Source organism: Amaricoccus sp. B4 (assembly GCF_043226085.1).
GTDB lineage: Bacteria > Pseudomonadota > Alphaproteobacteria > Rhodobacterales > Rhodobacteraceae > Amaricoccus.
Genome location: NZ_CP171225.1, coordinates 542,732 through 568,944, shown reverse-complemented (window position 1 = coordinate 568,944; position 26,213 = coordinate 542,732). Strand labels below are relative to the sequence as shown.

The following is a 26,213-nucleotide window of genomic DNA, read 5'->3' as shown; positions in this document are numbered from 1 at the left end:
GGTCTTGCGGTGCAGGGAGGGTCTAGCGGCAAAGGGCATGGCGGCGGGTCTTTCGGTCTTGCGTCTCGCGCGCCGTGTCGCAAAGAAACGGCCTAGGAAAAAGATCCGGTTTTGCAATTCCGGCTAGGCCGGTCAGGGAGGGCCCATGCGTACGGCGGAGGAACTCGAGCTCGATCCGGGCCACCCGGGGCCGGTCTTCCAGGCAATTGCGGACGCGATCGTGCGCGACATCACCCGGGGCCGGCTCGCACCCGGCGCGCGGCTCCCCGGCACCAGGCGTCTGGCGCGCGCGCTCTCGGTGCACCGCAATACGGTCGATGCCGCCTATCAGGAGCTGCTGACCCAGGGCTGGCTCGAGGCCCACCCCTCGCGTGGCACCTTCGTTGCCGGCGATCTGCCCGAGGCGGTGCTGCTGCCGCAGCCCGAGGTGGAGGGTGGCGCGGTGGTTGAGGGGCCCGCGCCCGGAGCGCTCGCGTTTTCTGACGGCGCGCCGGATCCGCGGCTGATGCCCGACCGGGCGCTGGCGCGGGCCTTCCGCCGGGCGCTGTGCGCCCCCGGGTTCCGGGCGGGGAGCGACTATGGCGATGCGCGCGGCTCTGCTGGGCTGCGGGCGGCACTTTCGGCGCACCTCGCGGTAAGCCGCGGCGTGGTGGCCGATCCGGGGCGGATCCTCGTGACCCGCGGCAGCCAGATGGCACTCTTTCTCGCCGCGCGGGCCGCCCTCGCACCGGGCGATCTCGTTGCGGTCGAGGAGCCAGGCTATCCATTGGCCTGGGAGGCGTTCCGGGCCGCGGGAGCGGTGGTGCGCGGCTTTCCGATCGACGCGGGCGGCCTCGATGCCGCGGCGCTGGCGCAGGCGCTCGATACGGGCCTGCGGGTCCGCGCGGTCTATGTGACCCCCCATCACCAGTATCCGACCACGGTGACCATGGGCGCGGCCCGGCGGCTTCAGCTGCTGGAGCTTGCGCAAAGGCATGGGCTCATGATCATCGAGGATGATTACGACCACGACTATCGTTTCGAGGGGCGGCCGGTTCTGCCGCTGGCGGCGCGCGCGCCCCTCGATCAGCCGCTCGTCTATGTGGGGTCGCTCTCGAAGCTGCTCGCGCCGGGGATCCGGGTGGGCTATGCCGTCGCGCCGCCCGCGCTGCTCGGCCGGATGGCGACGGTGCGCGCGGCAATCGACAGGCAGGGCGACGCGCCCCTCGAAAACGCGCTGGCCGAGCTGATCCGCGACGGCGAGCTCGGCCGTCATGCCCGCAAGGCGCGGCGGGTCTACCGGGCGCGGCGCGACCTGCTGCTTGCGGGGCTCGCGGCCGAGCTGGGGGCGCGGGTCGCGGTCGATGCGCCGGCGGGCGGGCTCGCGCTCTGGGTCCGGGCGCAGGGCGGTGTCTCGGCGGAGGACTGGGCAGCACGGGCGCAGGCGGCGGGCCTCTCGCTGCTCCCCGGAGCGCGCTTCGTGCTGGAAGCTCCGGCGCCCGAGGCGTTCCGGCTGGGCTATGCGGCCCTCGACGAGGCGCAGATCGCGAGGGCGGTCGCGCGTCTCGCCGCCAGCTGGCCCGGAGCGCCATGCTGAGCTGAGCTCAGCGAGGCGGCTCAGACCGGGATCTCCGTCGTCTCGCGGACCCGGCGGAGCGAAAAGTTCGACTGCATTTGTGCCACGCCGGGCAGACGGGAGAGATGGCGGCGGTGGAGCGCGGCGAATTCCTCGGCATCGCGCACAGCGATCTTGACGAGATAGTCGGCGGTGCCAGCCATGAGGTGACACTCCAGGATCTCCGGGATCCGGGCGATCGCGGCCTCGAAGGCGTCGAGCAACGCCTCCGCCTGGCTGGTGAGACGGATCTCCACAAAGACTGTGGTACGGCGATTGAACACGGTGCGGTCGAGAAGGGCGACATAGGCGGCGATGGCCCCCGAGGCCTCGAGCCGTGCGACCCTGCGGTGACAGGCCGAGGGGGAGAGCGCCACGGCTGCTCCGAGCTCGGCGTTGGATATCCGGCCATTCCGCTGCAAGGCCCGCAGCAGCCGCCGGTCCGTTTCATCGAGAATCACCACGCGCACGATTTTCTTGCGAAACCGGCAATCAGCGCAAGGAAATTGCATGGGAGCCGGGGCCCGGGGCGCAGAAATCACCCGTAATGCGGAACGCCTGCGATATTCTGGCGCGCACAAGAACGCAAATCGGGGAGGAACACGACATGCGTATCGGATGTCCCAAGGAAATCAAGAACCAGGAATATCGAGTGGGTGTCACGCCCACCGCGGCGCGGGATGCGATCGCCCGTGGTCATGAGGTGATGGTGGAGACCGGCGCCGGTATCGGCGCGGGGTTTGCGGATGCCGACTATCTCGCGATCGGAGCGCAGATTGTTGAAACAGCCGAGGAAGTCTTTGCCTGGGCGGAGATGGTGGTGAAGGTGAAGGAGCCTCAGGTGGCCGAGCGGCGCATGCTGCGCGAGGGCCAGCTGCTGTTCACCTATCTCCACCTTGCACCCGACACGGCTCAGACCGATGACCTGCTGGCCTCGGGCGCAACCTGCATCGCCTACGAAACCGTCACGGACAATTTCGGCGGGCTGCCGCTGCTGGCGCCGATGTCGGAAGTGGCCGGGCGGCTTGCGCCGCAGATGGGAGCCTGGACGCTCCAGAAGGCCAATGGCGGGCGCGGCGTGTTGCTCGCCGGTGTGCCGGGGGTGACACCCGCGGAGGTCGTTGTGATCGGCGGCGGCGTTGTCGGCACCAATGCGGCCCGCATCGCGGCGGGGATGGGCGCGGATGTAACCGTGCTCGATCTCTCGCTGCCGCGGCTCCGCCAGCTCGACGAGCGGTTCGGCCATCTCTTCAACTGCCGCTATGCCTCCGGTCAGGCGACGGACGAGCTGATCGCGCGGGCCGACATGGTCGTGGGCGCGGTGCTGATCCCGGGGGCCGAGGCGCCGAAGATCATCACGCGGGCCCATCTCGCCACGATGAAGCCGGGCTCGGCCATTGTCGATGTGGCGATCGATCAGGGCGGGTGCGCGGAGACCTCGAAGGCCACGACGCATGACGATCCGGTCTACGAGGTCGATGGCATCATGCACTACTGCGTCGCCAACATGCCCGGCGCGGTGTCGCGTACCTCGACCATCGCACTCGGGAACGCAACGCAGCCCTTCCTGCTCGCGCTCGCCGACAAGGGCTGGAAGCAGGCCTGCCGGGAAGATGCGAACCTCGCCAACGGGCTCAACATCCACGCCGGCCGGATCACCAACGGCCCGGTGGCGCGCGCTCAGGGCCGCGACCATGTGGAGCTCGCCGCGGTCCTCGCCTGAGGCGCGGTGGCCGCCGCGCGTCCTCTCGCGGGCGCCGGATCAGAAGCTCGACGGCGTGCAGGCGCTCACCACATGGCACGGCTCGCCGCCGACGGCGCGGAACCGGTGCGGAAGCTGGCTCTGGAAGGCATAGGCGTCTCCAGGGCCGAGGATGCGCCGCTCGCCGTCGACGAAGACCTCGAGGCGGCCGGAGAGTATGATCCCGGCCTCCTCGCCGCGGTGGCTGAGCGGGATGCGGCCGGTATCGGCGCCAGGCTGGTAGGTCTCTCGCAGCATCTGGAGCGTGCGGCCCTCGGAGCCGCTGCCGATCTGGAGATAGGAGATGCCGCCCTTGCCGATCTCCTTGAGATCCTCGGCAGCGAAGAAGAAGGTGCGCGGCGCCTCTGGCTCGTAGGCGAAGAACTCTGCGAGCCCGACGGGCAACCCGTCGAGGATGCGCTTCAGCGCCCCGACCGACGGGCTGCTCTTGCCGCTCTCGATCAGCGAGATCGTCGAGTTGGGAACGCCGGTCCTGCGGGCAAGTTCGCGTTGCGAGATCCCGCGCCCCTCGCGCAGGGATCTGAGTCTGGCGCCGACTTTGCCTTCCATGGCTCTCTCCCGTTTTGTGGTGTTCAGAATCCGCCAATACTCGCCCCGCAACCTTGGATTTACAAGCGCTTGCCCAGGGCGAATAAAGGATTGTTTGCGGCGCCGGATCATGTGCCACTATGGTGGCGACCGGTTGCCCGAGGAGTTCCCGATGACATTGCTGACAAACGACATGAATCGCGTGACAGAGCTCGATCGGGCCCATGTCTGGCACCACATGTTCCAGCACAAGGCGCTGGAAACCACTGATCCGCGCATCATCGTGCGCGGGCGGGGGATGACGGTCTGGGACCAGAAGGGCCGGGAGTTTCTCGATGCGCTCTCGGGCGGGGTCTGGACGGTGAACGTCGGCTACGGCCGCGAGTCGATTGCCGATGCGGTGCGCGACCAGCTCGTCGAGATGAACTACTTCGCCCAGAGCCTCGGCTCGGTGCCGGGCGCGCTTTTCGCCGAGCGGCTCATCGAAAAGATGCCGGGGCTTTCGCGTGTCTACTATTCGAACTCGGGCTCCGAGGCCAACGAGAAGGTCTTCAAGATGGTGCGCCAGATCTCGGCGCGGCATCACGGCGGGCGGAAGTCGAAGATCCTGTTCCGCGAGCGCGACTATCACGGCACCACGATCGGCGTGCTTGCCGCCTGCGGCCAGCCGGAGCGCGTGGCGCTCTACGGGCCGTATCCCGGCGACTTCGCCTCGGTGCCGCATTGCCTCGAATACCGCAAGCAGTGGGATGTGGAGAATTACGGCGAGCGCGCGGCAGAGGCGATCGAGGAGGTGATCCTGCGCGAGGGTCCCGACACGGTCGGCCTCCTATGCCTCGAGCCGATCACCGCCGGGGGCGGGGTCATCACGCCGCCCGAGGGCTACTGGGAGAAGGTCCAGGAGATCTGCCGGAAATACGAGGTGCTGCTGCACATCGACGAGGTTGTCTGCGGCATCGGCCGTACCGGCGAATGGTTCGGCTACCAGAACTACGGCGTGAAGCCGGATTTCGTGACCATGGCCAAGGGGGTGGCCTCGGGCTATGCGGCGATCTCCTGCACGGTGACGACCGAGGCGGTGTTCGAGCAGTTCAAGGACGATGCCAGCGATCCGCTGTCGTACTTCCGCGATATCTCGACCTTTGGCGGCTGCGCGGCAGGGCCCGCGGCGGCGCTCGAGAACATGCGGATCATCGAGGAGGAGAACCTGCTCGGGAACACGAGGGTGATGGGTGAGCGGCTCGAGGCCAACCTGAGGGCGCTGATGGAGCGCCATGCGGTGATCGGCGACGTGCGCGGGCGCGGGCTCTTTGCCGGCGCCGAGCTCGTGGCCGATCGCGAGACCAGGGAGCCGATGGCCGAGGGCATGGTGCAGAAGGTCGTCGCCGAGGCCAATGCGCGCGGCGTCATCATCGGCATGACGAACCGCTCGCTGCCGGGGTTCAACAACACGCTCTGCTTCAGCCCCGCGCTGATCGCCACTGCCGACGAAATCGACCGGATCACCGATGCGGTCGATGGCGCGCTGAGCGCCGTCTTCGGCTGATCGGGCCCGCGCCCCGGCGGCCCGCGTCGCGTGGTGCCGCCGGGGTGCGGCTCAACTCTTGCCCAGATAATAGTAGACGCTGCTGCGTGAGCCTCCGATGAGCCGCGCCACCGTATCGGCTGCGCCGCGCATCCGCAGGTATCCGCCAGCGTCGAGCTCGGCAATGAGCGCGCGTTTCTCGATGCTCGAGAGCGCGCGGGGCTCCTTGTTGCGCTGACTGGCATAGCGCTGGATCACATCCTCGAGCGGCGGGCCGGAGGGGGCGGGGGCGAGGGTTTCCACCGGAGCCTCGACCGGCCGTGTGCCGGTGAATTCTTCGAGATAGGCCGACATCGAGCGGAGATAGGAGATATCGACGTTGAGGCAGATCGCCGCGACGAACGCGCCGGAGGAATCCCGGATGCCGATCGACGTGCTCTTGACCGCGCGGCCGTCCGGAAAGCGGTTGGGGTAGCCCACGAGCATGTCGGGGAAATCCGGGTCGGCGATGCGGGCGAGGCCAAGCTCGGTCGCGGGCTCGCCCGCGCTCCGGCCCGAGAGATTGTTCTCGATCCGGGCGATGGCGTGGTCGGGATCGCGGAGATCGTGCAGCACCACCTCGCAGAGCGGCGCGAAAGTCCCGGCCAGCGCCTCCACGATCTTCGCCGCCTCGCGGAGCAGGAGGTCATGCTCGGAGAGTGTTGACATAATGTCCAATCCTGACTAATGGAAACTGTCAGTTCCTGACAGATCTGTGCCACGGCCTGCGCGCGCCGCGCAAGCCCCGATCAGAAAGGCTCAGCCGAATGTCCGCCGGACCCGCATCCATCGAACTCATCGAGACCCCCGCCGCCGCCGCGCCGGGCGGGCATTATTCCCAGGCCGCGGTTGCGGGCGATCTCGTCTTCGTCTCCGGGCTTCTGCCCGTCGAGCCGGGTGGTGCGCCCGATGCCACACTGCCCTTCGAGCTGCAGGCCGAATGCGTGCTCCGGAGCGCCGCCGCCATCCTCGATGCGGCGGGAAGCGATCTCGCCCACGTGGTGAAGGCCACCGTCTACATCGCCGACATCGCCCAATGGGGCGCCTTCAACCGGATCTTCGCCGCGCATTTTGGCGCGCACCGCCCGGCGCGCGCGGTGGTGCCGGTGCCCTGCCTCCATCACGGGTTCGCCGTCGAAATGGAGCTGGTCGCGGTCCGCCGCCCTGCCGCCCGGTGAACGCCCGCAACCCTGAGGATCCGCCGATGACCGCCACCTATCTCGATCCCGCCGATGGCGCATGTTTTCCGCTCGACCGGCCGCTCTGGCGCTCGCCGACCAGCGGCGGGCCGCTTTCGATCCCGCCGGGCCCGGGGATCGGCCCCGAGGCAATCCGGCGCGACCTGCGCTCGATCTGGCGCTATGCCGCGGCGCTGCCACTGGAGATCGCGGCGCCCGTGAGCCTGGGCGAGGGCATGACACCGCTCGTCCCCGGGCGGCTCGGCGGCGGTTCGGTCGCCTTCAAGCTCGAGTGGTTCAACCCGACCGGCAGCTTCAAGGACCGCGGCGCCGCGGTGATGCTCTCCTATCTCCGGGCGATGGGCGTGCCCGCCATCCTCGAGGACAGCTCCGGCAATGGCGGGGCGGCGATCGCGGCCTATGGAGCGGCGGCGGGGGTTCGCGTGCGGATCCTCACGCCCGCAACGACGCAGCCGGCGAAGATTGCACAGATGCGCGCCTTCGGCGCGGAGGTCCAGCTCGTGCCCGGCCCGCGCGATGCAAGCGAGGCCGAGGCGATCCGGCAGTCGGAAGAGACCTTCTATGCCAGCCACAACTGGCAGGCCTTCTTCCTGCAGGGCACGAAGCTGCTGGCCTACGAACTCTGGGAGGAGCACGATTTCGCGGCGCCCGACAACATCGTCATTCCGGTCGGAGCGGGGAGCAATGTGCTCGGCTGCGATCTGGGATTTTCGGAGCTTCTTCGGGCGGGCCGGATCGCGCGGCTGCCGCGGATCTTCTGCGCCCAGCCGGAAAACTGCGCGCCGATCCATGCGGCTTTCACGGCGGGCGGCACCACGCCCGTAGCGATCACGCCGCAGCCGACCATTGCCGAAGGGGCCTCGATCCGGGCGCCTGTCCGTCTCGGGCCGGTGCTGGACGCGCTCCGGCGCTCGGGCGGCGGGACCATCGCGGTGCCGGAGGCGGGGATCGTGCAGGCGGTGCGCGATCTTGCGGCGCGCGGGCTCTATGCCGAGCCCACCTCGGCACTTGCCGCCGCGGCGGCGGAGCGGCTGATCGCCGAGAACAGGATCGGACCGGATGAACGGACCGTGGTGCTGCTGACGGGCAGCGGCCTCAAGGCGACGGCCTTCATGACGGCGGAATTCGCGGGCTGAAGGCCGGCCGCCGCCGTCACGGTGTTGCCCGGATGACGTGCCCCGGGCGACAGGCGATCCGTACCGAGGTGATGAGCCCGGCATCGTTCCAGGTTGTGCGGTGCAGGATCAGGAGCGCCGTGCCCGCGGCGATCTCCAGCAGCTGCGCATCCCGCACATCGGCACTCTCGGCCGAGAACGCCATGTCGGCACGCAGGTAGGGTGCGTTTCGCACCAGCCATTCATTGGCATTCACCTGGCGGAAATCAACCGCCTCCATGCCCGGGACCGCCCGCGGGTTGAGCCATCGGTCCTCGAACTGGAACGGTGTCCCGTCGCCATAATGTACGGCCTGGAGGTGGAGGAGCGGCATGTCCGCGGCAACACCGGTCCGCTCCGCCACCGCCTCCGGGGCGAAGCCCTGGCTGAGCCCGAACACCCGGTAGGCGTAGGCCATGCCTTGCTGCTCGATCTGTTCGCGTACGACCGGGATGGTGAAGGTGGCCTTTCGCGCCGGATCGACGGCAACCCGCGTGCCGGCCCGGCGGCGGCGCTCGAGAAGACCCTCGTCGGCAAGAAGCTGGAGCGCCTTGTTCACGGTGGCGCGGGCCGCGCCGAAAGTCACCGCAAGCTCGGCTTCGTCCGGAATCCGATCACCCTGCCGCCATTCGCGATCGAGGATGCGGCGGCGCACGTCCTCGGCAATGAGCTGTGCCTTGGGTGTGGTCGGGCCGGGGGCTCGTTCGGTCACGTGGTCTCCTGCATTCGGATCATGGCTGCCAGAGGCCCGCAAAGCGCCTTTCGCAGGCCTCCCCCTTCCTTCCGACAGAGCGCGATTGACGTCAATTAGATTTAGACATATACGATAAATATGTTTATACATAAAAGCGCATCAGATATGCGGACCCATGGGGGCACATGCATCTTCTCGAGAATGCCAGAATCGCGGAATTCGATGCGCCGTCGGGCCGGTGGCGCCTTTCCGCGCCCGCGATGATCGCGATCGGGGAGGGGCGGATCGTCTGGACGGGCGATGCGGAGGATCTGCCGGAACCCTTCGCCGGCGCCCCCCGCCGCGATCTCGACGGCCGGGTGGTGACGCCGGGTCTGATCGATTGCCACACCCACGTGGTCTTCGGCGGCAATCGCGCGCGGGAATTCGAGATGCGGCTCGAAGGCGCCAGCTACGAAGAGATCGCCCGGGCTGGCGGCGGCATCCTCTCCACCGTGCGCGAGACCCGTGCGGCGTCGGAAGAGGAGCTGCTGGCGGCGGCCCTGCGCCGGGTCGACACCCTGCTGGCCGAAGGTGTCACGACCCTCGAAATCAAGTCGGGCTATGGGCTCGACATCGAGAGCGAGCTCAAGATGCTGCGGGTTGCCCGCCGGATCGGCAGGGTGCGGCCCGTGAGCGTGCGCACGACCTGGCTCGCGGCGCATGCGTTGCCGCCCGAACGCCGCGAGGATCGTGCGGGCTACATCCGCGACGTGGTGATCGCGGGCATGGCGCGCGCCAATGCCGAAGGGCTGATCGACGCGGTGGACGGCTTCTGCGAAGGCATCGCCTTCTCGCCCGAGGAAATGGCCCGGATCTTCGAGCATGCCGCCGGGCTCGGCCTGCCGGTGAAGCTTCATGCCGAGCAGCTCTCCGATCTCGGCGGCGCCGCGATGGCGGCGCGGCACGGCGCGCTCTCGGTCGACCATCTCGAGTATCTCGGAGCGGACGGGATCGCGGCAATGGCCGTCGCGGGGACGGTCGCCGTCCTGCTGCCGGGCGCCTTCTACACGCTCCGGGAAACGCAGCTGCCGCCGGTTGCCGCGCTTCGTGCAGCCGGGGTGCCGATGGCGCTCGCAACCGACTGCAACCCCGGCACCTCGCCCGTCACCTCGCTGCTGCTCACGATGAACATGGGCGCGACGCTCTTCCGCATGACGCCCGCGGAATGTCTGGCAGGGGTGACCGTTCATGCCGCCCGCGCCCTTGGCCTCGAGGGCCGGGGCCTGATCGCGCCGGGCTTCCGCGCCGATCTCGCCATCTGGGACATCACCGATCCGGCCGAGCTGTCCTACCGCATCGGCTTCAATCCGCTTCACGCCCGCATCGTCGGAGGCACCCTTGTCTGACCTCGTCCTCATCCCCGGAGAAACGCGGCTCGCGGAACTCGAGCGCATCTGGCGCGAAGGCCTGCCGGCACGGCTCGCCGAAACGGCGCGGCCGCTGATCGCGATGTCGGCGGCGCGGATCGCGGCCGCGGCGAGCGGCGCGGAGCCCGTCTATGGTGTCAATACCGGCTTCGGGAAGCTCGCCTCCATCAAGATCCGCCCCGAAGATACCGCGACGCTCCAGCGCAACCTCGTCCTCTCGCACTGCTGCGGCGTGGGCGAGCCGGTCGAGCCGGAAACGGTGCGCCTTGTCCTGGTGCTGAAGCTCCTCTCGCTCGGGCGCGGCGCCTCGGGGGTTCGGCCCGAGGTGATCGCACTGCTCGAGGCGATGCTCGCCAAAGGCGTGCTGCCGGTCATCCCCGCGCAGGGCTCGGTCGGAGCCTCCGGCGATCTCGCGCCGCTTGCGCACATGGCCGCGGTCATGATCGGCGAGGGGCGGGCGACCTTCGAGGGCCGCGAGATGGCCGGGGCCGCCGCGCTCGCAGCGGCGGATCTCACCCCGGTGGTGCTCTCCGCCAAGGAGGGGCTCGCGCTCATCAACGGAACGCAGGTCTCGACCGCCTTTGCGCTCGCCGGGCTCTTCGAGGCCTTTGCCTCCGCCCGCGCGGCGCTGGTGACCTCCGCGCTCTCGACCGATGCGATCATGGGCTCGACCGCGCCCTTCCTCGAGGAGATCCACAGCCTCCGCGGCCATCGCGGCCAGATCCTCGCGGCGGCGGTGATCCGCGACCTGATGGCGGGGAGCGAGATCCGCGAGAGCCATCGCGCCGGCGATCCGAGGGTGCAGGATCCCTATTGCATCCGCTGCCAGCCGCAGGTGACCGGCGCCTGCATCGACCTCCTCTGGCAGAGCGCGCGCACGCTCGAGATCGAGGCCAATGCCGCGACCGACAATCCGCTCGTGCTCACGGCCGCGGATCGCATCGTCTCCGGCGGCAATTTCCATGCCGAGCCGGTGGCCTTCGCCGCCGACCAGATCGCGCTCGCCATCGCCGAGATGGGCGCGATCGCGCAGCGCCGCGTTGCACTCATGGTGGACCCGGCGCTGAACCACGATCTGCCGCCCTTCCTCACGCGCGACCCGGGGCTCAACAGCGGCCTGATGATCGCCGAGGTGACGAGTGCCGCGCTCATGAGTGAGAACAAGCATCTCGCGACGCCATGCTCGACCGACTCGACGCCCACCAGCGCCAATCAGGAGGATCATGTGAGCATGGCCGCCCACGGCGCCCGGCGGCTCCGGCGGATGAATGCGAACCTCTCGCAGATCCTCGGCATCGAGGCCCTCTGCGCCGCCGCAGGCGTCGAGTTCCGCGCGCCCCTGCGCACCTCCGGGCCATTGCAGGCGGTGATCGACCGGATGCGCGCCACCATTCCGCCGCTCGAACAGGACCGCTACCTCGCGCCCGATCTGGCCGCGGCCGCGGAGCTGGTCCGCTCGGGGGCGCTCACCGCTGCGGTTCCCGCCCGGCTCCTCGCGGGCGTCGCGCCTTGACGCTGCGCCCGGCCGCACCGGCCTCCCCCCCCCATATCCCGTCCGATCCACCCCGCGGCACGCGCCCGCCGAACCGAAGGCCTGATCCGATGAACTCGCCCCGACACAACATCCGCGACATCTTCCCCGCCACCGGCACGGAGATCTCGGCGAAGAGCTGGCTCACCGAGGCGCCGCTCCGGATGCTGATGAACAACCTCCACCCGGATGTCGCCGAGAACCCGCATGATCTCGTGGTCTATGGCGGCATCGGCCGGGCGGCGCGGACCTGGAAGGATTTCGACCTGATCGTCGAGAGCCTGCGCAGGCTGGAAGATTACCAGACCCTGCTGGTTCAGTCGGGCAAGCCCGTGGGCGTGTTCCGGACCCACAAGGACGCGCCGCGCGTGCTCATCGCCAATTCCAACCTCGTGCCGCATTGGGCGACCTGGGATCACTTCAACGAGCTCGACCGCAAGGGGCTCGCGATGTACGGCCAGATGACCGCCGGCTCGTGGATCTACATCGGCAGCCAGGGCATCGTGCAGGGCACCTACGAAACCTTCGTCGAGGCCGGGCGCCAGCACTATGGCGGCGAGCTGACCGGCAAGTGGATCCTGACGGCGGGCCTTGGCGGCATGGGCGGCGCACAGCCATTGGCCGCGGTGATGGCCGGGGCCTGCTGCCTGGCGGTGGAATGCGACGAGACGCGCGCCGATTTCCGGCTGCGCACCCGCTATGTCGACGAGAAGACACATGATCTCGACGAATCTCTGGCGATGATCGACCGCTGGACCACGGCGGGCGAGGCGAAATCCGTGGCGCTGATCGGCAATGCGGCGGATGTCTATCCCGAGCTGGTCCGGCGCGGCGTCCGCCCCGATATCGTCACCGACCAGACCAGTGCCCACGATCCGATCCACGGCTATCTGCCGCAGGGCTGGAGCGTCGCGGAATGGCGCGCCCGGCAGGAGAGCGATCCGAAGGCGGTCGAGACGGCTGCGCGCGCCAGCATGAAGATCCATGTCGCCGCGATGGTCGATTTCTGGAACGCGGGCATCCCCACGCTGGATTACGGCAACAATATCCGTCAGGTGGCCAAGGAAGAGGGGCTGGAAAACGCCTTTGCCTTCCCCGGTTTCGTGCCCGCCTATATCCGTCCGCTGTTCTGCCGCGGCATCGGCCCGTTCCGCTGGGTTGCGCTGTCGGGCGATCCGGAGGATATCTACAGGACCGATGCCAAGGTGAAGGAACTGATCGACGATCCGCACCTGCACAACTGGCTCGACATGGCGCGCGAACGCATCAGCTTCCAGGGGCTGCCGGCGCGGATCTGCTGGGTGGGCCTCGGGCTGCGCGACAAGCTCGGCCTCGCCTTCAACGAGATGGTCCGCACCGGCGAGCTGAAGGCCCCGATCGTCATCGGCCGCGATCATCTCGACAGCGGCAGCGTCGCCAGCCCCAACCGCGAGACCGAGGCGATGCGCGACGGCAGCGACGCCGTCTCCGACTGGCCGCTCCTGAACGCGCTTCTCAACACCGCATCGGGCGCGACCTGGGTCAGCCTCCACCACGGCGGCGGTGTGGGAATGGGCTTCTCGCAGCATTCGGGCATGGTAATCTGCTGCGACGGCAGCGCCGAAGCCGACGCCCGCATCGCCCGCGTGCTCTGGAACGACCCGGCGACCGGCGTGATGCGCCACGCCGATGCGGGCTACGACATCGCGCTCGCGTGCGCGCGGGAAAACCGGCTGGATCTGCCCGCCATTCTCGGCGAGCGCTGACGACAGGAGGCGGGCGACATGGAGCAGGGCGTGACCCCCGGATTGCGGCCCCCCGCGGCCTGGAGCGGCCGGTCGGATGTCTCCGAAGGGCCGGAGGGGCGGCGGTGGCACGAGATCGTCGCGCTCGGCGGCCCGGCCCAGGCGGGCGAGATCGCGCTGCTCGGCTTTGCATCCGACGCGGGCGTGCGGCGCAACGGCGGCCGGCCGGGGGCGGCCGACGGGCCGGCCGCGATCCGGGACATGCTCGCGAACCTCCCCGCCTGGCCTGGCCTCGCGCTCCGCGATCTCGGCGATGTGACCTGCGACGGCGATGCGCTGGAAGCGGCACAGGCGCAGCTCTCCGGCGCGCTGGCGCAGGTGCTGGCGTCGGGGGCGACACCGATCGCGCTCGGGGGCGGGCACGAGATCGCGTTTGCAAGCTTCTCAGGGCTTTGCGACCATCTCTCCGGGGGAGGGCCCGCGCCCCGGATCGGCGTCGTCAATCTCGATGCGCATCTCGATCTCCGCGCCGACCCGCGCCCGAGTTCCGGCACACCCTTCCGACAGGCCGCCGAGCTCTGCGCTGCGCGGGGCTGGCCCTTCCGCTATGCCTGCCTCGGGGTGAGTGCCTTTGCCAACACCCGGAGCCTCTTCCGCCGGGCGGAGGATCTTGGCGTCGAGATCCTGCCGGACGAGGCGATGGTCCCGGGCGGCGAGGCGGCGATGACGGCACGCCTCCGGCAGTTTGCCGGCAGCGTCGATCACCTCTATCTCACCATCGATCTCGACGTGCTCGCGGCTGCCGCCGCACCGGGGGTGAGCGCCCCCGCCGCGCGCGGGGTCGAGCCATTCCTGCTGGAGCTCGCGATCGACACCCTTGCCGCGACCGGCAAGCTGCGCCTCGCCGATCTCGCCGAGATGAACCCGCGCCACGACATCGACGGCCGCACCGCCCGCCTCGCGGCGCGTCTCGCCGCCCGCCTCGCGTTGCGCCTGAGTGCCCCGGACGCTCTCACCGGAAAAGCACACAGGGAGGGATAGGCCAGCGGCGCCATCGCTTGTGCCGGGGCGCGACATGAGGCGGACAACAGGGCCTGATCCATCGTATTGACAGCCTCCGGCGCGGAAGGTTCACCGGAGCGTTACCGAAGTCCTTTCCCTGACATCATGCTGTACAGGCAGCGTGGCAACCCTTGCTGCCGACCCACAGTTCCGTTGCAATGGACGAGAAACGGAACAGCCTCATTCAAGAATAATTAGGGCATCGCCGACATAGACTTCCGCGATGAACGAAGTCGCGCCGATTCCATCCGCAGCTAACCTCATGCGGCAAATACTGTGGCCAGCCGCCATGGCGCTGACCGCATTCATGGCCTTTGGAGTGCTTCTGCTCTCATCCGCAGTGGGACAGCCAGGCGAACCCGGTCTGCTGATCTTCCCGCCAAACTGGGATCGTCACAAGGTTATGGACGCGGCTTTGTCGATCAATGCTCCGTTGATCGACATCGGCCCGGCGGCCTTTGTCGTGTCCGTCTTTCTGGAGGATCACGCAACAATATCGCGTGCTCACCAGGCAGGCGCGTTGTTCGTTCTCAATGCCAAAACTGCAGCGCTCTGCGGTGCGAAATAGGTGTCAAGAAAGCAAAGATCATGGCTCTGTTGTCTACGCTTTTTGCAAAACTCTTCCCGAGCGAGGAAGTCGCGGCAGTTGAAGCGGTGCGTCGCAAATCGGCGCATTCCTTTGTCATGTTCCTGTGGGCATCGGCCGCTGCGGTTTCTCTGATCTCTTTCCTCTGCGGCTCAAACTGGCAAGTGGTCGCCGTTCTTTGCGCAGCTTTTGCCGGGGTGACGCAGCTTGCATCCCGAGGACATCCCGAAGGCCTTCGATCAAGGTTGATGATCGCCACGTGCATTCTTGCGCACTGGATGATGTTGGTCTACGCGGTCACGCCTGTCGCACAGGGCCAATTCATACTCGACGCGCATATGGTGTTTTTTATCATCATGGGCGCTCTTGTCAGTTTCGTGTGCCCGGCGACAATATTGTATACAACAATTGTCGTTTTTTTTCACCATCTACTGTTTAGCCTGCTCGTCCCGACATTCATCTGGCCGGATGTCCAGTTCGCGCTGCCACACTTCCTGATTCACTGTGTCCTGGCAGTGATTACCGCAGGAGTGAGCCTCACACTCTCGATCAGTTTCCACAATCTGCTGACATCTTCCGCCTCCGCGATCGCGAGAAGTGACGCGGCCAAGAAATCCGCAGAAGAGGGTTTGCTGGAGACTGAAGCCGCGAAGGAAAAAGCGGAACAATCGAAGCTCGCGGCCGAGGCCGCGCAGAAGGAGGCAGAGGCTGCGCAGCGAGAGGTCGAGCACGCGAATGCCGAGCGTGAGAAACAGGCCAAAGAGGCGGAGATCGAGCGCGCTCAAATCATGAACAGTCTCGGGGCTTCGATCGGCACCGTTGTCAGCCAGGCCAAGAGCGGCAACTTCTCTGCGAGAGTGGAGGCTGAATTTGACGATGAAATCCTGTTGACGCTTGCCCGCAATGTCAACGAGTTGCTGGATTCGGTTGATGGTGGACTGGGTGAGGCGGGCAAGACCTTGGCCAAGATTGCGGGGGGCGATCTGTCCGAAGGCATGCGCGGCGAGTTCAGTGGCGCCTTCAAGGAGCTTCAGGACAATGTAAACGCGATGCTCCTGTCGCTGAAGGATCTTATCGGAGGTGTTGCCGGGAGCGTGGATAGCCTTGCGTTTTCCTCGGCGGAACTGCGGGAAACATCGGATGTCCTATCGCGGCAGGCTGAACAGAATGCCGCTTCCCTTCAGGAAACTTCGGCGGCGCTCGAAGAGCTTTCCGCCAGCATCAGACAGGTCGATCAGAACATTTCCGAAGCATCCAGTAACGCGCAGCTTGCAAATACGTCCGCGCAAGAGGGAATAACGGTCGCGGAAGAAGCTGGCGAGGCCATGAGCAGGATCATTTCCGCCTCGTCCGAGATCTCCCAGGTTGTCAGCGTTATCAATGACATCTCGTTCCAGATCAACTTGCTTGCTCTCAATGCCGGGATCGAGGCGGCGCGCGCTGGGGAGGCCGGTCGCGGCTTCTCGGTTGTTGCATCGGAAGTGCGTCAACTGGCGCAACGATCCTCGGACGCGGCAAAGGAGATCGCCCATGTCATCGCACGCAGTGACACTGCGGTGTCGGACGGGGTTGCAAAGGTCAAGGACGCAGAACTCGCTTTGCAGGCGATCGCTGAGAGTGTGAGCGGTGTGTCGGGCCGTATTGAAGAAGTGGCGCAAGCAATCTCGGAACAGGTGAGCGGCGTTTCGGATATCAACAGTTCGATCGCCCAGATCGACCGGAACGTCCAGAAACAGGCCGCATCGTCTGAAGAGGTCACCGCGACAAGCACCGTGCTCTCGGGCGAAGCAGACGGGCTGAAGGACTCGATAAGCCGTTTCAATATCGGTGAAAGCGCTGCAGCGCGGAACGGACGGACCAGTGCCAACGCCCACGGGAAATCCGGCCGGAGACTTGCGGTCCGAACCCACTGATTGCGGCTTTCCAGCATGATGCACGGTTCGAAAACCGGGCGGTGAACATGTCTGATCTTTTCTCGCTGACGGACGCGCAGAAGGCGCGTCTTGCCCCCATATGTCCCAACTTTTACGGCAAGCCGCGGGTCCAGGGCCGGTTGGTGTAATTTCGACGCCGCCGACGATGAGGGCCTGCCCCGGTCTGTGGTCCAGGCGCCATGCGACCCCTGGGTTCCAATTGACCGCGCATAGAGATACGTCCTTTCGGCGTTCCTGATTGAGGTCGGAATGGCGATCGGTCAAAGCGTATCCGCCCGGGGAGAATTTCCGTGGGGAACGGTCTTCAAGAAGCCGCGAAGGGGCAGGTGCGCGGCGTGTCGGCTGGTCGACAGTTGTGCTACGCCGTGGCATCACCTATCCGAAAACTTGGGAAAACCGCCGGAAAACGCGGCAGATCTTCGAGATTGCGCGACGCGGAAGGCCGGAGCCAAAAGTGAACAAGACAAACAAAAACAGTAGTGAAGCGGCATATCGTCTGTCCGTCGCCCCTATGATGGACTGGACCGACCGGCATTGCCGCTATTTCCACCGGCTGTTTTCGGCCCGGGCGCTGCTCTACACCGAAATGGTCACCACCGGGGCGGTGCTCCATGGCGACCGCGCGCGGCTTCTCGGCTTCGATCCGGCGGAGCATCCGGTGGCGCTTCAGCTCGGCGGATCGGACCCGGACGAGCTCGCGGCGGCCACGCGGATCGGCGTGGCGGAAGGCTATGACGAGATCAATCTCAACGTCGGCTGCCCTTCGGAGCGGGTGCAGTCGGGCTGCTTCGGGGCGGCGCTGATGCGCGAGCCGGGCCTCGTCGCCGATTGCGCCCGGGCGATGATCGAGGCGGCAGGCCCCGTGCCGGTCACCATCAAGTGCCGGATCGGTGTCGACGATCAGGATCCGGAGACGGTCTTGCCGGAGTTCCTCGCGCGGATGGCCGGGGCAGGGGTGGCGACGGTGATCGTCCATGCCCGCAAGGCCTGGCTTCAGGGCCTGAGCCCGAAGGAGAACCGCGACATCCCGCCGCTCGACTATGGCCTCGTCCACCGGATGAAGGCGCGCTTTCCCGAGCTCACGATCGTGCTCAATGGCGGCGTGCCCGATCTCGCCACCGCGGCGGAGCACCTTGCCGCAGGGCTCGACGGCGTGATGCTGGGCCGCGCGGCCTATCACGGGCCGGCGCTGCTCGGTGCGGCGGACCGGCTCATCTTCGGCGCGCGCACACCGGATGTTCCGGCCGAAGCTGCGGTGCGGGCGATGCTCCCCTACATCGAGGCGGAATGCGCGCGCGGCACGCCGGTCAACCAGATCACCCGCCACATGCTCGGCGCCTTTGCCGGGCGCCCGGGCGCGCGCGCCTGGCGCCGTGTGCTCTCGGAAGGGGCGCACCGTCCGGGGGCGGGGCCGGAACTCGTCGAGGCCGCCCTGGGCCGCATTTCCGAAGCAGCCTGAGGCGCACGCTGCCTCGGATCAGGCCCCGTTCTTAAGATCCGCTAAACCATGTTCATGCACGGTCCCCCGCAACAGTCCGGCGCGCATTTTCGCTGCCGGGTCCTTGCGGTGGTCGGGAGGCCGCCCGACTTTGGGAGAATGCCATGAAGGACGCCCTCACCGCGCTCGTTCAGACATATCTTGGCCTCGCGCTGCTCTGGCCGGTCGCCACCGCGACCGTCGCGCGCATCGTCAACCGCCGCTACGACGCGGTCATTGCAGCCGACATCCGCCGTATTGCCGGCCCGGCGCTCGCGCTTCTCTTCCTGGGCGTGCCGGTCTTTCTCGAATTTCCCTTCGCCGGCGTCATCGTCCTCTGCACTTGGATCGCCTATTCCGATCACGTCGTTCGGCCGCAATCCGAGTCGGAGAAGGGCGAAAGCGGCGTCAGAAGCCTCCACCAGCGGCTGCGCGCCCTTCTCGGCACCGATGACGGTCCGTTCCGCAAGTAACTGACAACCCTCCGGTCCGGGTCGCGGCCCGGGCCCCGAGTCCCTCGGTACTGTCCGAAAGGCCTATTTCCTCCACCGCCGCTTTGTGCCACGGTTCCGCTTCCTGGGAGGAAAGGCGCGACCCAAAACAATCGGGCGCGAGAACGGCATGGCGGGAGAAGTCGACCACATCCGTGAAATCGAGAGCGTGCTCGACGGCCGCGCGAGCGGGCGCGATGCGCTCGTCATCCAGTCGTGGCAACGCTGCGTGCACGATCACCGGCTCGATCCCACCCGAGCCTGCGAGGCCTATATCGTGCCGGAGCGCCAGCTCCGCGAACACCGGCAGCAGTCCGAGGAGCTGATCGCCATCGCGCGCTCTGGGCTCGACGGGCTCTTCAACCAGATCGCGGGCCAGAACTACGTCCTGCTGCTCTCCGATGCCGAGGGCGTCACGGTCGAGTTCCTCGGCGATCCGCTCTTCGACAACAACCTGCGTAAGGCCGGGCTCTACATGGGGTCGGAATGGCTCGAGGGCCGGGCAGGCACCTGCGCGGTCGGGGCCTGCCTCGCCACCGGCGAGGCGCTCACCATCCACCAGACCGATCATTTCGACATCACCCACACGCCGCTCTCCTGCACCGCCGGGCCGATCTACGACACCGCGGGTGGGCTCGCCGCCGTGCTCGATGTCTCGCTCCTGAGCTCGCCCATCGAGAAGAGCAGCCAGAACCTCGCCTTCCATCTCGTCCAGGCCACCGCGCGGCGGATCGAGCTTGCGAACCTGATGGCGCGCACCCGGCATGAGTGGGTGCTGCGCTTCGCCCATTCGCCGGATTTCCTCGATGTCGATCCCGAGGCCGCGATCTCGCTCGATGGCTCGGGCCGGGTCATGGGCATGACCCATGGCGGCGCCCGCATCCTCGCCCGCGCGGCGGGCTGTGACTGGCGCCGGCCACAGGGCCTGCTCGGGCGCAAGGTGCAGGATTTCTTCGAGATCGGCGTCGACGATCTGCCCGAGCTCACCCGCTGGCGCCCGACGCGCGACCGCATCCTGCGCTGCCACGACGGCGGCGCGCTCTTCGCCCATGCGATCGAGCCGCAGATCCGCCGCCGCAACCCGCCACTCCCGGCGCGGCCGGCGGGTCTTCCCGGAGCGCTGCGGGATCTCGGCGGCGAGGATCCGGTCATCGCGGCGCTGAAGGCGCGGGCCGCCAAGCTCGCGCCCCGGCCGGTGCCACTGCTCATCCAGGGCGAGACGGGGACCGGCAAGGAATTCCTCGCCCGCGCGCTCCACGACGCGAGCGGCTTCCGCGGCCGCTTCATCGCGGTGAACTGCGCCGCGATCCCCGAGACCCTGATCGAGAGCGAGCTCTTCGGCCATGTCGCGGGCGCCTTCACCGGCGCGGCCGCCAAAGGCCGCCGCGGGCTCATAGAGGAAGCCGACGGCGGCACGCTCTTTCTCGACGAGATCGGCGACATGCCGTTGACGCTGCAGGCCCGCCTGCTGCGCGTGCTCGCCGAGCGCGAGGTGATGCCGGTCGGCGCCAACCGCGCCCGGCCCGTCAACGTGCGCATCCTTTCGGCCTCGCATCACGATCTTGCCGGGCTGGTGGCCGAGGGCCGCTTCCGCAAGGATCTCTACTACCGCCTCAATGCCGCGACCCTCACGCTCCCGCCGCTGCGCAACCGGGCCGATCTCGGATGGCTGATCGAGCGCCTGCTCGAGCGCCAGGCCCGCGCCCATGGTCTGCGGGGGCTCCGGCTCGGTGCGGCGGCGCTTGCGGCGCTCGAGGGCCACGACTGGCCCGGAAACGTCCGCGAGCTCGACAACGTGCTCTCGGTCGCCGCCATCCTCTGCGAAGGCAGCGAGATCTTGCCCGCGGATCTGCCCGAGACCATGGCTCCGGCATCCGAGGGCGGCGAACCGGACGAGGCGGCCGGGCTCGAACGGCTGCTCGCCGAATGCGGCTGGAACGTCTCGGAAGCCGCGCGGCGGCTGGGCGTCGACCGCTCGACCGTCCATCGCCGCATGCGCCGGCTCGGCCTCTCCACCCACAACTGATCCCTGCGCCGCAACGCGCTGCACAGACCGGGCGCCGAGCGTCCGGCAAACGCGTGCATGCGCCCGTGTCTGTTGCGTCGCCGCGCGCCTCAGGTGTGGCGCGCGGCGACCGTGGCGCAACAGCGGAATCCGGTTCATCCTATTGAATTGTAATAATAAATTATAATACCCTGAACTGGTACGGTCCTTGCTTATACCTTGGCAGAACAAGAACCAAGGGAGGAAGACAATGCAGGCAGAGCTTGCAGGACGCGCCATCATCGTTACCGGTGCGGGCCGTGGCATCGGAGCGGCAATGGCCCATGGGCTCGCCGCGGAAGGCGCAGCCCTCACGATCGCCGACATCTCGACCGAAACGGCCGAGGAAACCGCCGAGGCCATCCGTGCGGCAGGTGGCACCGCCATCGCGGCAACCGTCGATGTGACCGAGCGCGAGAGCGTGAAGGAGATGATCGCCAGGACCGCCGAGGCGCATGGCAAACTCGATGTGATCTTCAACAACGCAGGCATCGCCCAGACGCGGCCGTTCCTCTCGATCACCGAAGAGGACTGGCACCGCGTGCTCGATGTGAACGGCCTCGGCGTGCTCATCTGCATGCAGGAGGCGATCCACCGCTTCCTCGATCAGGGCACGGGCGGCAAGATCATCAACACCGCCTCGATCGCGGGCAAGCAGGGCTACGAGCCGCTCGCCCATTACTGTGCCTCGAAATTCGGCGTGGTGGCGCTCACCCAGGCGGCCGCGCGCGCCTTCGGGGCCAGGCAGATCACCGCGAACTGCATCTGCCCCGGGGTCGTCGCCACCGAGATGTGGAAGGTGATCGACAAGGGCTTCAAGGACGAGGGGCTGACGAGCCGCGACAACGAGGCCTTCGAGACCTTCTCCGCCGGCATCCTGCTCGGCCGTCCCTCGACCGCGGACGATCTTGTCGGCGTCGCGCGTTTCCTCGCCTCGGGCGCATCGGACTACATGACCGGCCAGAGCCTCGTGGTCGATGGCGGCATGGTCTTCGTCTGAAGACCGCACCTGCCTGCCCGGACAACCGGGCAGGCCCCAGACTCCAAAATAACAATACCAACAGAGAGGAACAGGGATGGAAGCAATTCAGGATACCGGCCCGCCGGTGGATATCGCGCCCGGGCACTGGCCAAGTTCGCTCCGCGGCCTCGGTCTGGTCTACGGCGCCGCCATCGCCTCCTGCTACCTGGTGAACGCGATCGTCATCGCGAATCCGATCGGCCCCTGGACGGCCGAAAAGGTGCAGGACATGTACTGGCTCGACAACGTGACCTGGCAGCTGCTCGCACTCTGGTGGGTGCTGCTGAGCGTGGTGAGCGGCGGTTTTCCGTTCCACCGCATCGAGGATGCACGCACCCGCGCCTTCGTCACCCTCGGCACGGCCTGGGTCGTGGGCTGGCTCTCGGCCAAGGGGATCTACTGGGCCGGGCTGGATGCGGACTGGGTCTTCCCGATCATCGGCTGCATCTTCTTCTTCATCGCCTTCTTCAGCTTCGCGGGCGAGAACTGGCTGGTCGCGGGGATGCCGCCGCACCGGCAGTTCTTCATCCTGCTGGTGATGATCGCCTTCCTGACCTATGCGATCACCCACTCGGCGATCCGCTGGATCCCCGCCTGGTGGTTCCCCTTCATCGAGATGGGCTCGGCCTCGGGTCTGCTCGCCTATCTGACCCGGCGCATGAGCCAGCCGGGCAAGGCCCTGGCCCAGATCGCGATCCTCTTCCTCGTGGTCCTGGTGTTCCTGGCGATCTGCCAGCATCTCGGGATCTGGAGCGCCGAGGCCCCCGGGATCGGCACGTTCTGGACCCTGGGCTACTTCTCCGACCCGTTCTGGCTGCTCTGGTTCATGGTGGCCTGCTCGGTGTCCTACGCGCTCCTGATCCAGCTACGGAACTGGCCCTTCAGCCGGATTCCGATGCCGCTGGGCGGGATCCTCGCCTGCCTCTTCTGCGCCGCGGTGACAACGATCGTCGCGCAGATCCTCGCCCGCATGGTCGGCCCGGTCTTCACCGACATGAACGAGGCGCTCACCTACGCATACATGGGCACGCACTGGTCCTTCGTGATCGCGCTGCTTTTCGGATTTGGACTCGAACGGCCCTACCTGTGGGTCGGTCAGAAAACACCAGGGAGTTGGGAAGATGTCGACTGAGAACATGACCATGACGCGCGACGCATCGGAAACCGCCGGCGGCACGATGAAGGCCCTGCGCTTTCACGCCGCCAAGGATCTCCGCATCGAGGATGTGCCGCAGCCGCCGCAGCCGGGCCCCGGCGAGGTGCTGATGCGCAACCGCTACGTCGGCATCTGCGGCACCGACCTGCACGAATATTCCTACGGGCCGATCTTCATCCCGAAGGAGCCGCATCCCTACACCGGCGCCTACGGCACCCAGATCCTGGGCCATGAATTCGGCGGCGTCGTCGAGGCCGTTGGCGAAGGCGTGACCCATGTGAAGCCCGGCGACCGGGTCTCGGTCCAGCCCCTCATCATGCCCCGCAAGGGCGACTACTTCTCCGACCGCGGCCTCTTCCACCTCTCGACCGATCTCGCGCTCGCCGGCCTCTCCTGGCATTCGGGCGGCATGGCGGAATGGGCGCTCCTCAACGACTACAACGTCGAGGTTATCCCGGACGAGATGAGCGACGAGGAAGCCGCCCTCGTCGAGCCTGCCGCGGTGGCGGTCTATGCCTGCGACCGGGGCGGGGTGACGGCGGGGGCGAGCGTGCTCGTGACCGGCGCCGGGCCGATCGGCGCGCTCACGCTGCTCGCCGCGAAGGCCGCGGGCGCCGTGCAGCTCTTCGTCTCCGATCCCAACGAGGCCCGGCTCGCCTTCGCCCGCGAGATCCTGCCGGAGGTCGTCACGATCAACCCGACGAAGGAAAGCGTCGGCGACGTGATCCGGGCCGCGACCGAAGGCGGCGTCGGCTGCGACGTGGCCATCGAATGCGTCGGCAACGAACATGCGCTCAAGGCCTGCCTCGACGCGGTCCGCAAGCAGGGCGTCGTGGTCCAGACCGGGCTTCACCCGCATGAGAACCCGCTCGACTGGTTCCAGGTCACCTTCAAGGATATCGATCTCCGCGGCTCCTGGGCCTATCCGACCCATTACTGGCCGCGCACGATCCGCCTGATCGCCTCCGGGGCGCTTCCCGCCGCGAAGGTCATCACCAAGCGGATCACCCTCGACACAGCCGTAACCGAGGGGTTTGATGCACTGCTCGACCCGGCTGGCACCCAGCTCAAGATCCTCATCGATCTCACGAAATGAAAAACGTAGAAAACACAGGGAGTAACGCGAATGCTTGACGACAGTCCGAGAACAGTCCTGGAGCCCGTGATCGAGGATCTCGGCCGGGCGCTCGAGGCGGGCGACATCGACGCCGCGGTGGATCTCTTCGCCACCGACAGCTACTGGCGCGACCTCGTCTCGATGACCTGGAACCTCAAGACCTCCGAAGGCAGGGACGGCATCCGGGCGATGCTCGACAGCCAGCTTGCCAAGGTGAAGCCGCAGAACCTGCGGCTCGACGCCAACGAGCCGGTGTCGGGCGATGCCTCCGTCGCCGAAGGCTGGATCGAGTTCGAGACCGCCACCGGGCGCGGCTACGGCCATGTCCGCGTCAAGGACGGCAAGATCTGGACCCTGCTCACCACGCTCTCCGAGCTCAAGGGCTTCGAGGAGCCGAAGGGCACCCGCCGCCCGATGGGCGCCGAGCACGGCCACGACCGCAACCGGCTGACCTGGAAGGAGAAGCGCGAGAAGGAAGCCGCCGAGCTCGGCTACAAGGAACAGCCCTACGTGCTCATCATCGGCGGCGGGCAGGGCGGCATCGCGCTCGGCGCGCGGCTCCGCCAGCTCGGCGTGCCGACGATCGTCGTCGACAAGCACGAGCGCCCGGGCGACCAGTGGCGCAAGCGCTACAAATCGCTCTGCCTGCACGACCCGGTCTGGTACGACCATCTGCCCTACATTCCCTTCCCGGAGAACTGGCCGGTCTTCTCGCCGAAGGACAAGGTCGGCGACTGGCTCGAGATGTATACGAAGGTGATGGAGCTCAACTACTGGAGCTCGACGCTGGCCAAATCGGCGAAATACGACGAGAACGCCCAGGAATGGGTCGTCACCGTCGAGCGCAACGGCGAGGAGGTCATCCTGCGCCCGAAACAGCTCGTCATGGCCACCGGCATGTCGGGCAAGGCCAACGTGCCGCAGATCCCCGGCCAGGACATCTTCCGGGGCGAGCAGCAGCATTCCTCGCAGCACCCGGGCCCGGATGCCTACGAGGGCAAGAAGGTCGTGGTGATCGGCTCCAACAACTCGGCCCATGACATCTGTGCCGCGCTCTGGGAAGGCGGGGCGGACGTCACCATGGTCCAGCGCAGCTCGACCCATATCGTGAAGTCCGAAACGCTGATGGATATCGGCCTCGGCGGGCTCTATTCCGAGAAGGCGCTCGCCAACGGCGTCACCACCCGCAAGGCCGACCTGATCTTCGCCTCGCTCCCCTACCGGATCATGCACGAGTTCCAGATCCCGCTCTACGAGCAGATGAAGGAGCGCGACGCGGAGTTCTACCGCAAGCTCGAGGAGCGCGGCTTCATGCTCGACTGGGGCGCCGACGGCTCGGGCCTCTTCATGAAGTATCTCCGCCGCGGCTCGGGCTACTACATCGACGTGGGCGCCTGCGATCTCGTCATCGACGGCTCGATCAAGCTCGTCTCCGGCCGCCAGATCGAACGGCTGAGCGAAACCGGCGTCGTGCTCGACGACGGCACCGAGCTTCCCGCCGATCTCGTGGTCTATGCCACCGGCTACGGCTCGATGAACGGCTGGGTCGCCGATCTCATCGACAAGGAGACCGCGGACAAGGTCGGCAAGGTCTGGGGCCTCGGCTCCGACACGCCGAAGGACCCGGGCCCCTGGGAAGGCGAGCAGCGCAACATGTGGAAGCCCACCCAGCAGGAAGCCCTCTGGTTCCACGGCGGCAACCTGCACCAGTCGCGCCACTACTCGCAGTATCTCTCGCTGCAGCTCAAGGCGCGGATGGAAGGGATCGATACGCCCGTCTACGGGCTTCAGGAGGTGCATCACGTCACCTGACGGCCACTTGCCCGGCGGCGGAACGGAGGTCGGATAACCGTCCCGCCATCACCTTCGGCTCTCCTCCCCGCCGAAGGCCGGGCTCACCCGCCTGCGCTCCCCTCGCAGGCGGGTTCTTCATCTCCGCCGTTCCCCCCCTCCGCCGCGATCCAGGCCACGATCCGCGCGATCTCGGCCACGCGCCCGTTCCCGCCATCGACCACCGCTCCATCCATGCGGCCTTCACCGCACCGGCGGAGCGCGAGGGCTGAATGGCGGAGCGGCCGGCGCTTTCGGACCGGCGCATCGACGAGGTCTCGGCCGCCGATATCCTTGTGATGGGGGGGCCGATCTACAATGGGCGGATGCTGCGAC

At 67.4% G+C, this 26,213-nt stretch carries 23 protein-coding genes and 1 pseudogene; 19 read left to right on the top strand and 5 right to left on the bottom strand.

The genetic code is table 11. From position 1 onward, the window contains the following. The first annotated feature begins 145 nt into the window (after nucleotides 1-145). Complete coding sequence (locus tag ACF66B_RS02755; RefSeq protein WP_111428365.1) at nucleotides 146-1,576, top strand: PLP-dependent aminotransferase family protein; 1,431 nt, start codon at nucleotides 146-148, stop codon at nucleotides 1,574-1,576. 20 nt (nucleotides 1,577-1,596) lie between these two features. On the opposite strand, the gene ACF66B_RS02750 is transcribed toward ACF66B_RS02755, so the two are convergent. Then, nucleotides 1,597-2,055 carry an Lrp/AsnC family transcriptional regulator gene (locus tag ACF66B_RS02750; RefSeq protein WP_111428918.1) on the bottom strand — a complete coding sequence of 153 codons (459 nt, stop codon included), beginning with the start codon at nucleotides 2,053-2,055 and terminating at the stop codon, nucleotides 1,597-1,599. Between the two features lie 146 nt (nucleotides 2,056-2,201). On the opposite strand from ACF66B_RS02750, the gene ald reads away from it, so the two are divergent. Continuing rightward, nucleotides 2,202-3,317: an alanine dehydrogenase gene (gene ald, locus ACF66B_RS02745; RefSeq protein WP_111428919.1), complete on the top strand. Its 1,116-nt coding sequence runs from the start codon at nucleotides 2,202-2,204 to the stop codon at nucleotides 3,315-3,317. Between the two features lie 39 nt (nucleotides 3,318-3,356). On the opposite strand, the gene ACF66B_RS02740 is transcribed toward ald, so the two are convergent. Further along, entirely contained in the window at nucleotides 3,357-3,905 is a 549-nt protein-coding gene (locus tag ACF66B_RS02740) for a cupin domain-containing protein (RefSeq protein WP_111428366.1), read from the bottom strand. Nucleotides 3,906-4,056: 151 nt separating this feature from the next. Between ACF66B_RS02740 and ACF66B_RS02735 the strand changes: the two genes are divergently transcribed. Further along, a complete protein-coding gene (locus tag ACF66B_RS02735; RefSeq protein WP_111428367.1) occupies nucleotides 4,057-5,430 on the top strand; it encodes an aminotransferase class III-fold pyridoxal phosphate-dependent enzyme in 1,374 nt (457 codons plus the stop codon). A 51-nt stretch (nucleotides 5,431-5,481) separates the two neighbouring features. On the opposite strand, the gene ACF66B_RS02730 is transcribed toward ACF66B_RS02735, so the two are convergent. Further along, nucleotides 5,482-6,117: a PAS domain-containing protein gene (locus tag ACF66B_RS02730; RefSeq protein ID WP_111428368.1), complete on the bottom strand. Its 636-nt coding sequence runs from the start codon at nucleotides 6,115-6,117 to the stop codon at nucleotides 5,482-5,484. 98 nt (nucleotides 6,118-6,215) lie between these two features. Here ACF66B_RS02730 and ACF66B_RS02725 point away from each other — a divergent pair, with 98 nt between their 5' ends. Both ACF66B_RS02725 and ACF66B_RS02720 read left to right on the top strand, forming a co-directional pair. Then, the gene (locus ACF66B_RS02725; RefSeq protein ID WP_111428369.1) at nucleotides 6,216-6,626 is read left to right on the top strand and encodes a Rid family hydrolase; all 411 of its coding nucleotides are present in this window, start codon (nucleotides 6,216-6,218) and stop codon (nucleotides 6,624-6,626) included. A 26-nt stretch (nucleotides 6,627-6,652) separates the two neighbouring features. Further along, nucleotides 6,653-7,783, top strand: a complete 1,131-nt coding sequence (locus ACF66B_RS02720) for a pyridoxal-phosphate dependent enzyme (protein ID WP_111428370.1) — start codon at nucleotides 6,653-6,655, stop codon at nucleotides 7,781-7,783. 16 nt (nucleotides 7,784-7,799) lie between these two features. Here the strand turns inward: ACF66B_RS02720 and ACF66B_RS02715 are convergent, their stop codons facing one another. Then, entirely contained in the window at nucleotides 7,800-8,513 is a 714-nt protein-coding gene (locus ACF66B_RS02715; protein WP_392663949.1) for a GntR family transcriptional regulator, read from the bottom strand. A gap of 167 nt (nucleotides 8,514-8,680) precedes the next feature. On the opposite strand from ACF66B_RS02715, the gene hutI reads away from it, so the two are divergent. The 14 genes and pseudogenes from hutI (at nucleotide 8,681) to ACF66B_RS02645 (ending at nucleotide 25,859) form a co-directional block, all read left to right on the top strand. Beyond that, a complete protein-coding gene (gene hutI, locus ACF66B_RS02710) occupies nucleotides 8,681-9,883 on the top strand; it encodes an imidazolonepropionase (protein WP_111428372.1) in 1,203 nt (400 codons plus the stop codon). Further along, nucleotides 9,876-11,417, top strand: a complete 1,542-nt coding sequence (gene hutH / locus ACF66B_RS02705) for a histidine ammonia-lyase (RefSeq protein WP_111428373.1) — start codon at nucleotides 9,876-9,878, stop codon at nucleotides 11,415-11,417. The genes hutI and hutH overlap by 8 nt, the downstream gene beginning before the upstream one ends. Before the next feature lie 89 nt (nucleotides 11,418-11,506). After that, nucleotides 11,507-13,180: a urocanate hydratase gene (hutU, locus tag ACF66B_RS02700; protein ID WP_111428374.1), complete on the top strand. Its 1,674-nt coding sequence runs from the start codon at nucleotides 11,507-11,509 to the stop codon at nucleotides 13,178-13,180. Between the two features lie 18 nt (nucleotides 13,181-13,198). Beyond that, nucleotides 13,199-14,200 (top strand): formimidoylglutamase, encoded by a 1,002-nt coding sequence (hutG, locus tag ACF66B_RS02695; RefSeq protein ID WP_111428375.1) that lies wholly within the window; start codon nucleotides 13,199-13,201, stop codon nucleotides 14,198-14,200. 244 nt (nucleotides 14,201-14,444) lie between these two features. Then, complete coding sequence (locus ACF66B_RS02690; protein WP_162683139.1) at nucleotides 14,445-14,789, top strand: hypothetical protein; 345 nt, start codon at nucleotides 14,445-14,447, stop codon at nucleotides 14,787-14,789. A gap of 20 nt (nucleotides 14,790-14,809) precedes the next feature. After that, entirely contained in the window at nucleotides 14,810-16,720 is a 1,911-nt protein-coding gene (locus ACF66B_RS02685) for a methyl-accepting chemotaxis protein (protein ID WP_111428377.1), read from the top strand. Nucleotides 16,721-16,767: 47 nt separating this feature from the next. Next, nucleotides 16,768-16,866: pseudogene (locus ACF66B_RS02680) on the top strand (IS5/IS1182 family transposase); the annotation flags it as partial. Between the two features lie 329 nt (nucleotides 16,867-17,195). After that, entirely contained in the window at nucleotides 17,196-18,200 is a 1,005-nt protein-coding gene (gene dusA / locus ACF66B_RS02675) for a tRNA dihydrouridine(20/20a) synthase DusA (protein ID WP_392663943.1), read from the top strand. A 143-nt stretch (nucleotides 18,201-18,343) separates the two neighbouring features. After that, nucleotides 18,344-18,691, top strand: coding sequence for a hypothetical protein (locus tag ACF66B_RS02670; protein ID WP_111428378.1), 348 nt, complete (start codon nucleotides 18,344-18,346; stop codon nucleotides 18,689-18,691). A 148-nt stretch (nucleotides 18,692-18,839) separates the two neighbouring features. Next, nucleotides 18,840-20,735, top strand: a complete 1,896-nt coding sequence (locus ACF66B_RS02665) for a sigma-54-dependent Fis family transcriptional regulator (RefSeq protein WP_111428379.1) — start codon at nucleotides 18,840-18,842, stop codon at nucleotides 20,733-20,735. 229 nt (nucleotides 20,736-20,964) lie between these two features. Further along, entirely contained in the window at nucleotides 20,965-21,753 is a 789-nt protein-coding gene (locus ACF66B_RS02660) for a glucose 1-dehydrogenase (protein WP_111428380.1), read from the top strand. A gap of 76 nt (nucleotides 21,754-21,829) precedes the next feature. Further along, nucleotides 21,830-22,906, top strand: a complete 1,077-nt coding sequence (locus ACF66B_RS02655) for a hypothetical protein (RefSeq protein WP_111428381.1) — start codon at nucleotides 21,830-21,832, stop codon at nucleotides 22,904-22,906. Continuing rightward, nucleotides 22,896-24,026: a 2,3-butanediol dehydrogenase gene (locus tag ACF66B_RS02650; protein WP_392663938.1), complete on the top strand. Its 1,131-nt coding sequence runs from the start codon at nucleotides 22,896-22,898 to the stop codon at nucleotides 24,024-24,026. The genes ACF66B_RS02655 and ACF66B_RS02650 overlap by 11 nt, the downstream gene beginning before the upstream one ends. A gap of 30 nt (nucleotides 24,027-24,056) precedes the next feature. Next, nucleotides 24,057-25,859 carry an NAD(P)/FAD-dependent oxidoreductase gene (locus tag ACF66B_RS02645; RefSeq protein ID WP_111428382.1) on the top strand — a complete coding sequence of 601 codons (1,803 nt, stop codon included), beginning with the start codon at nucleotides 24,057-24,059 and terminating at the stop codon, nucleotides 25,857-25,859. Between the two features lie 83 nt (nucleotides 25,860-25,942). On the opposite strand, the gene ACF66B_RS02640 is transcribed toward ACF66B_RS02645, so the two are convergent. After that, a complete protein-coding gene (locus ACF66B_RS02640) occupies nucleotides 25,943-26,074 on the bottom strand; it encodes a hypothetical protein (RefSeq protein WP_392663935.1) in 132 nt (43 codons plus the stop codon). Nucleotides 26,075-26,213 lie beyond the last annotated feature (139 nt).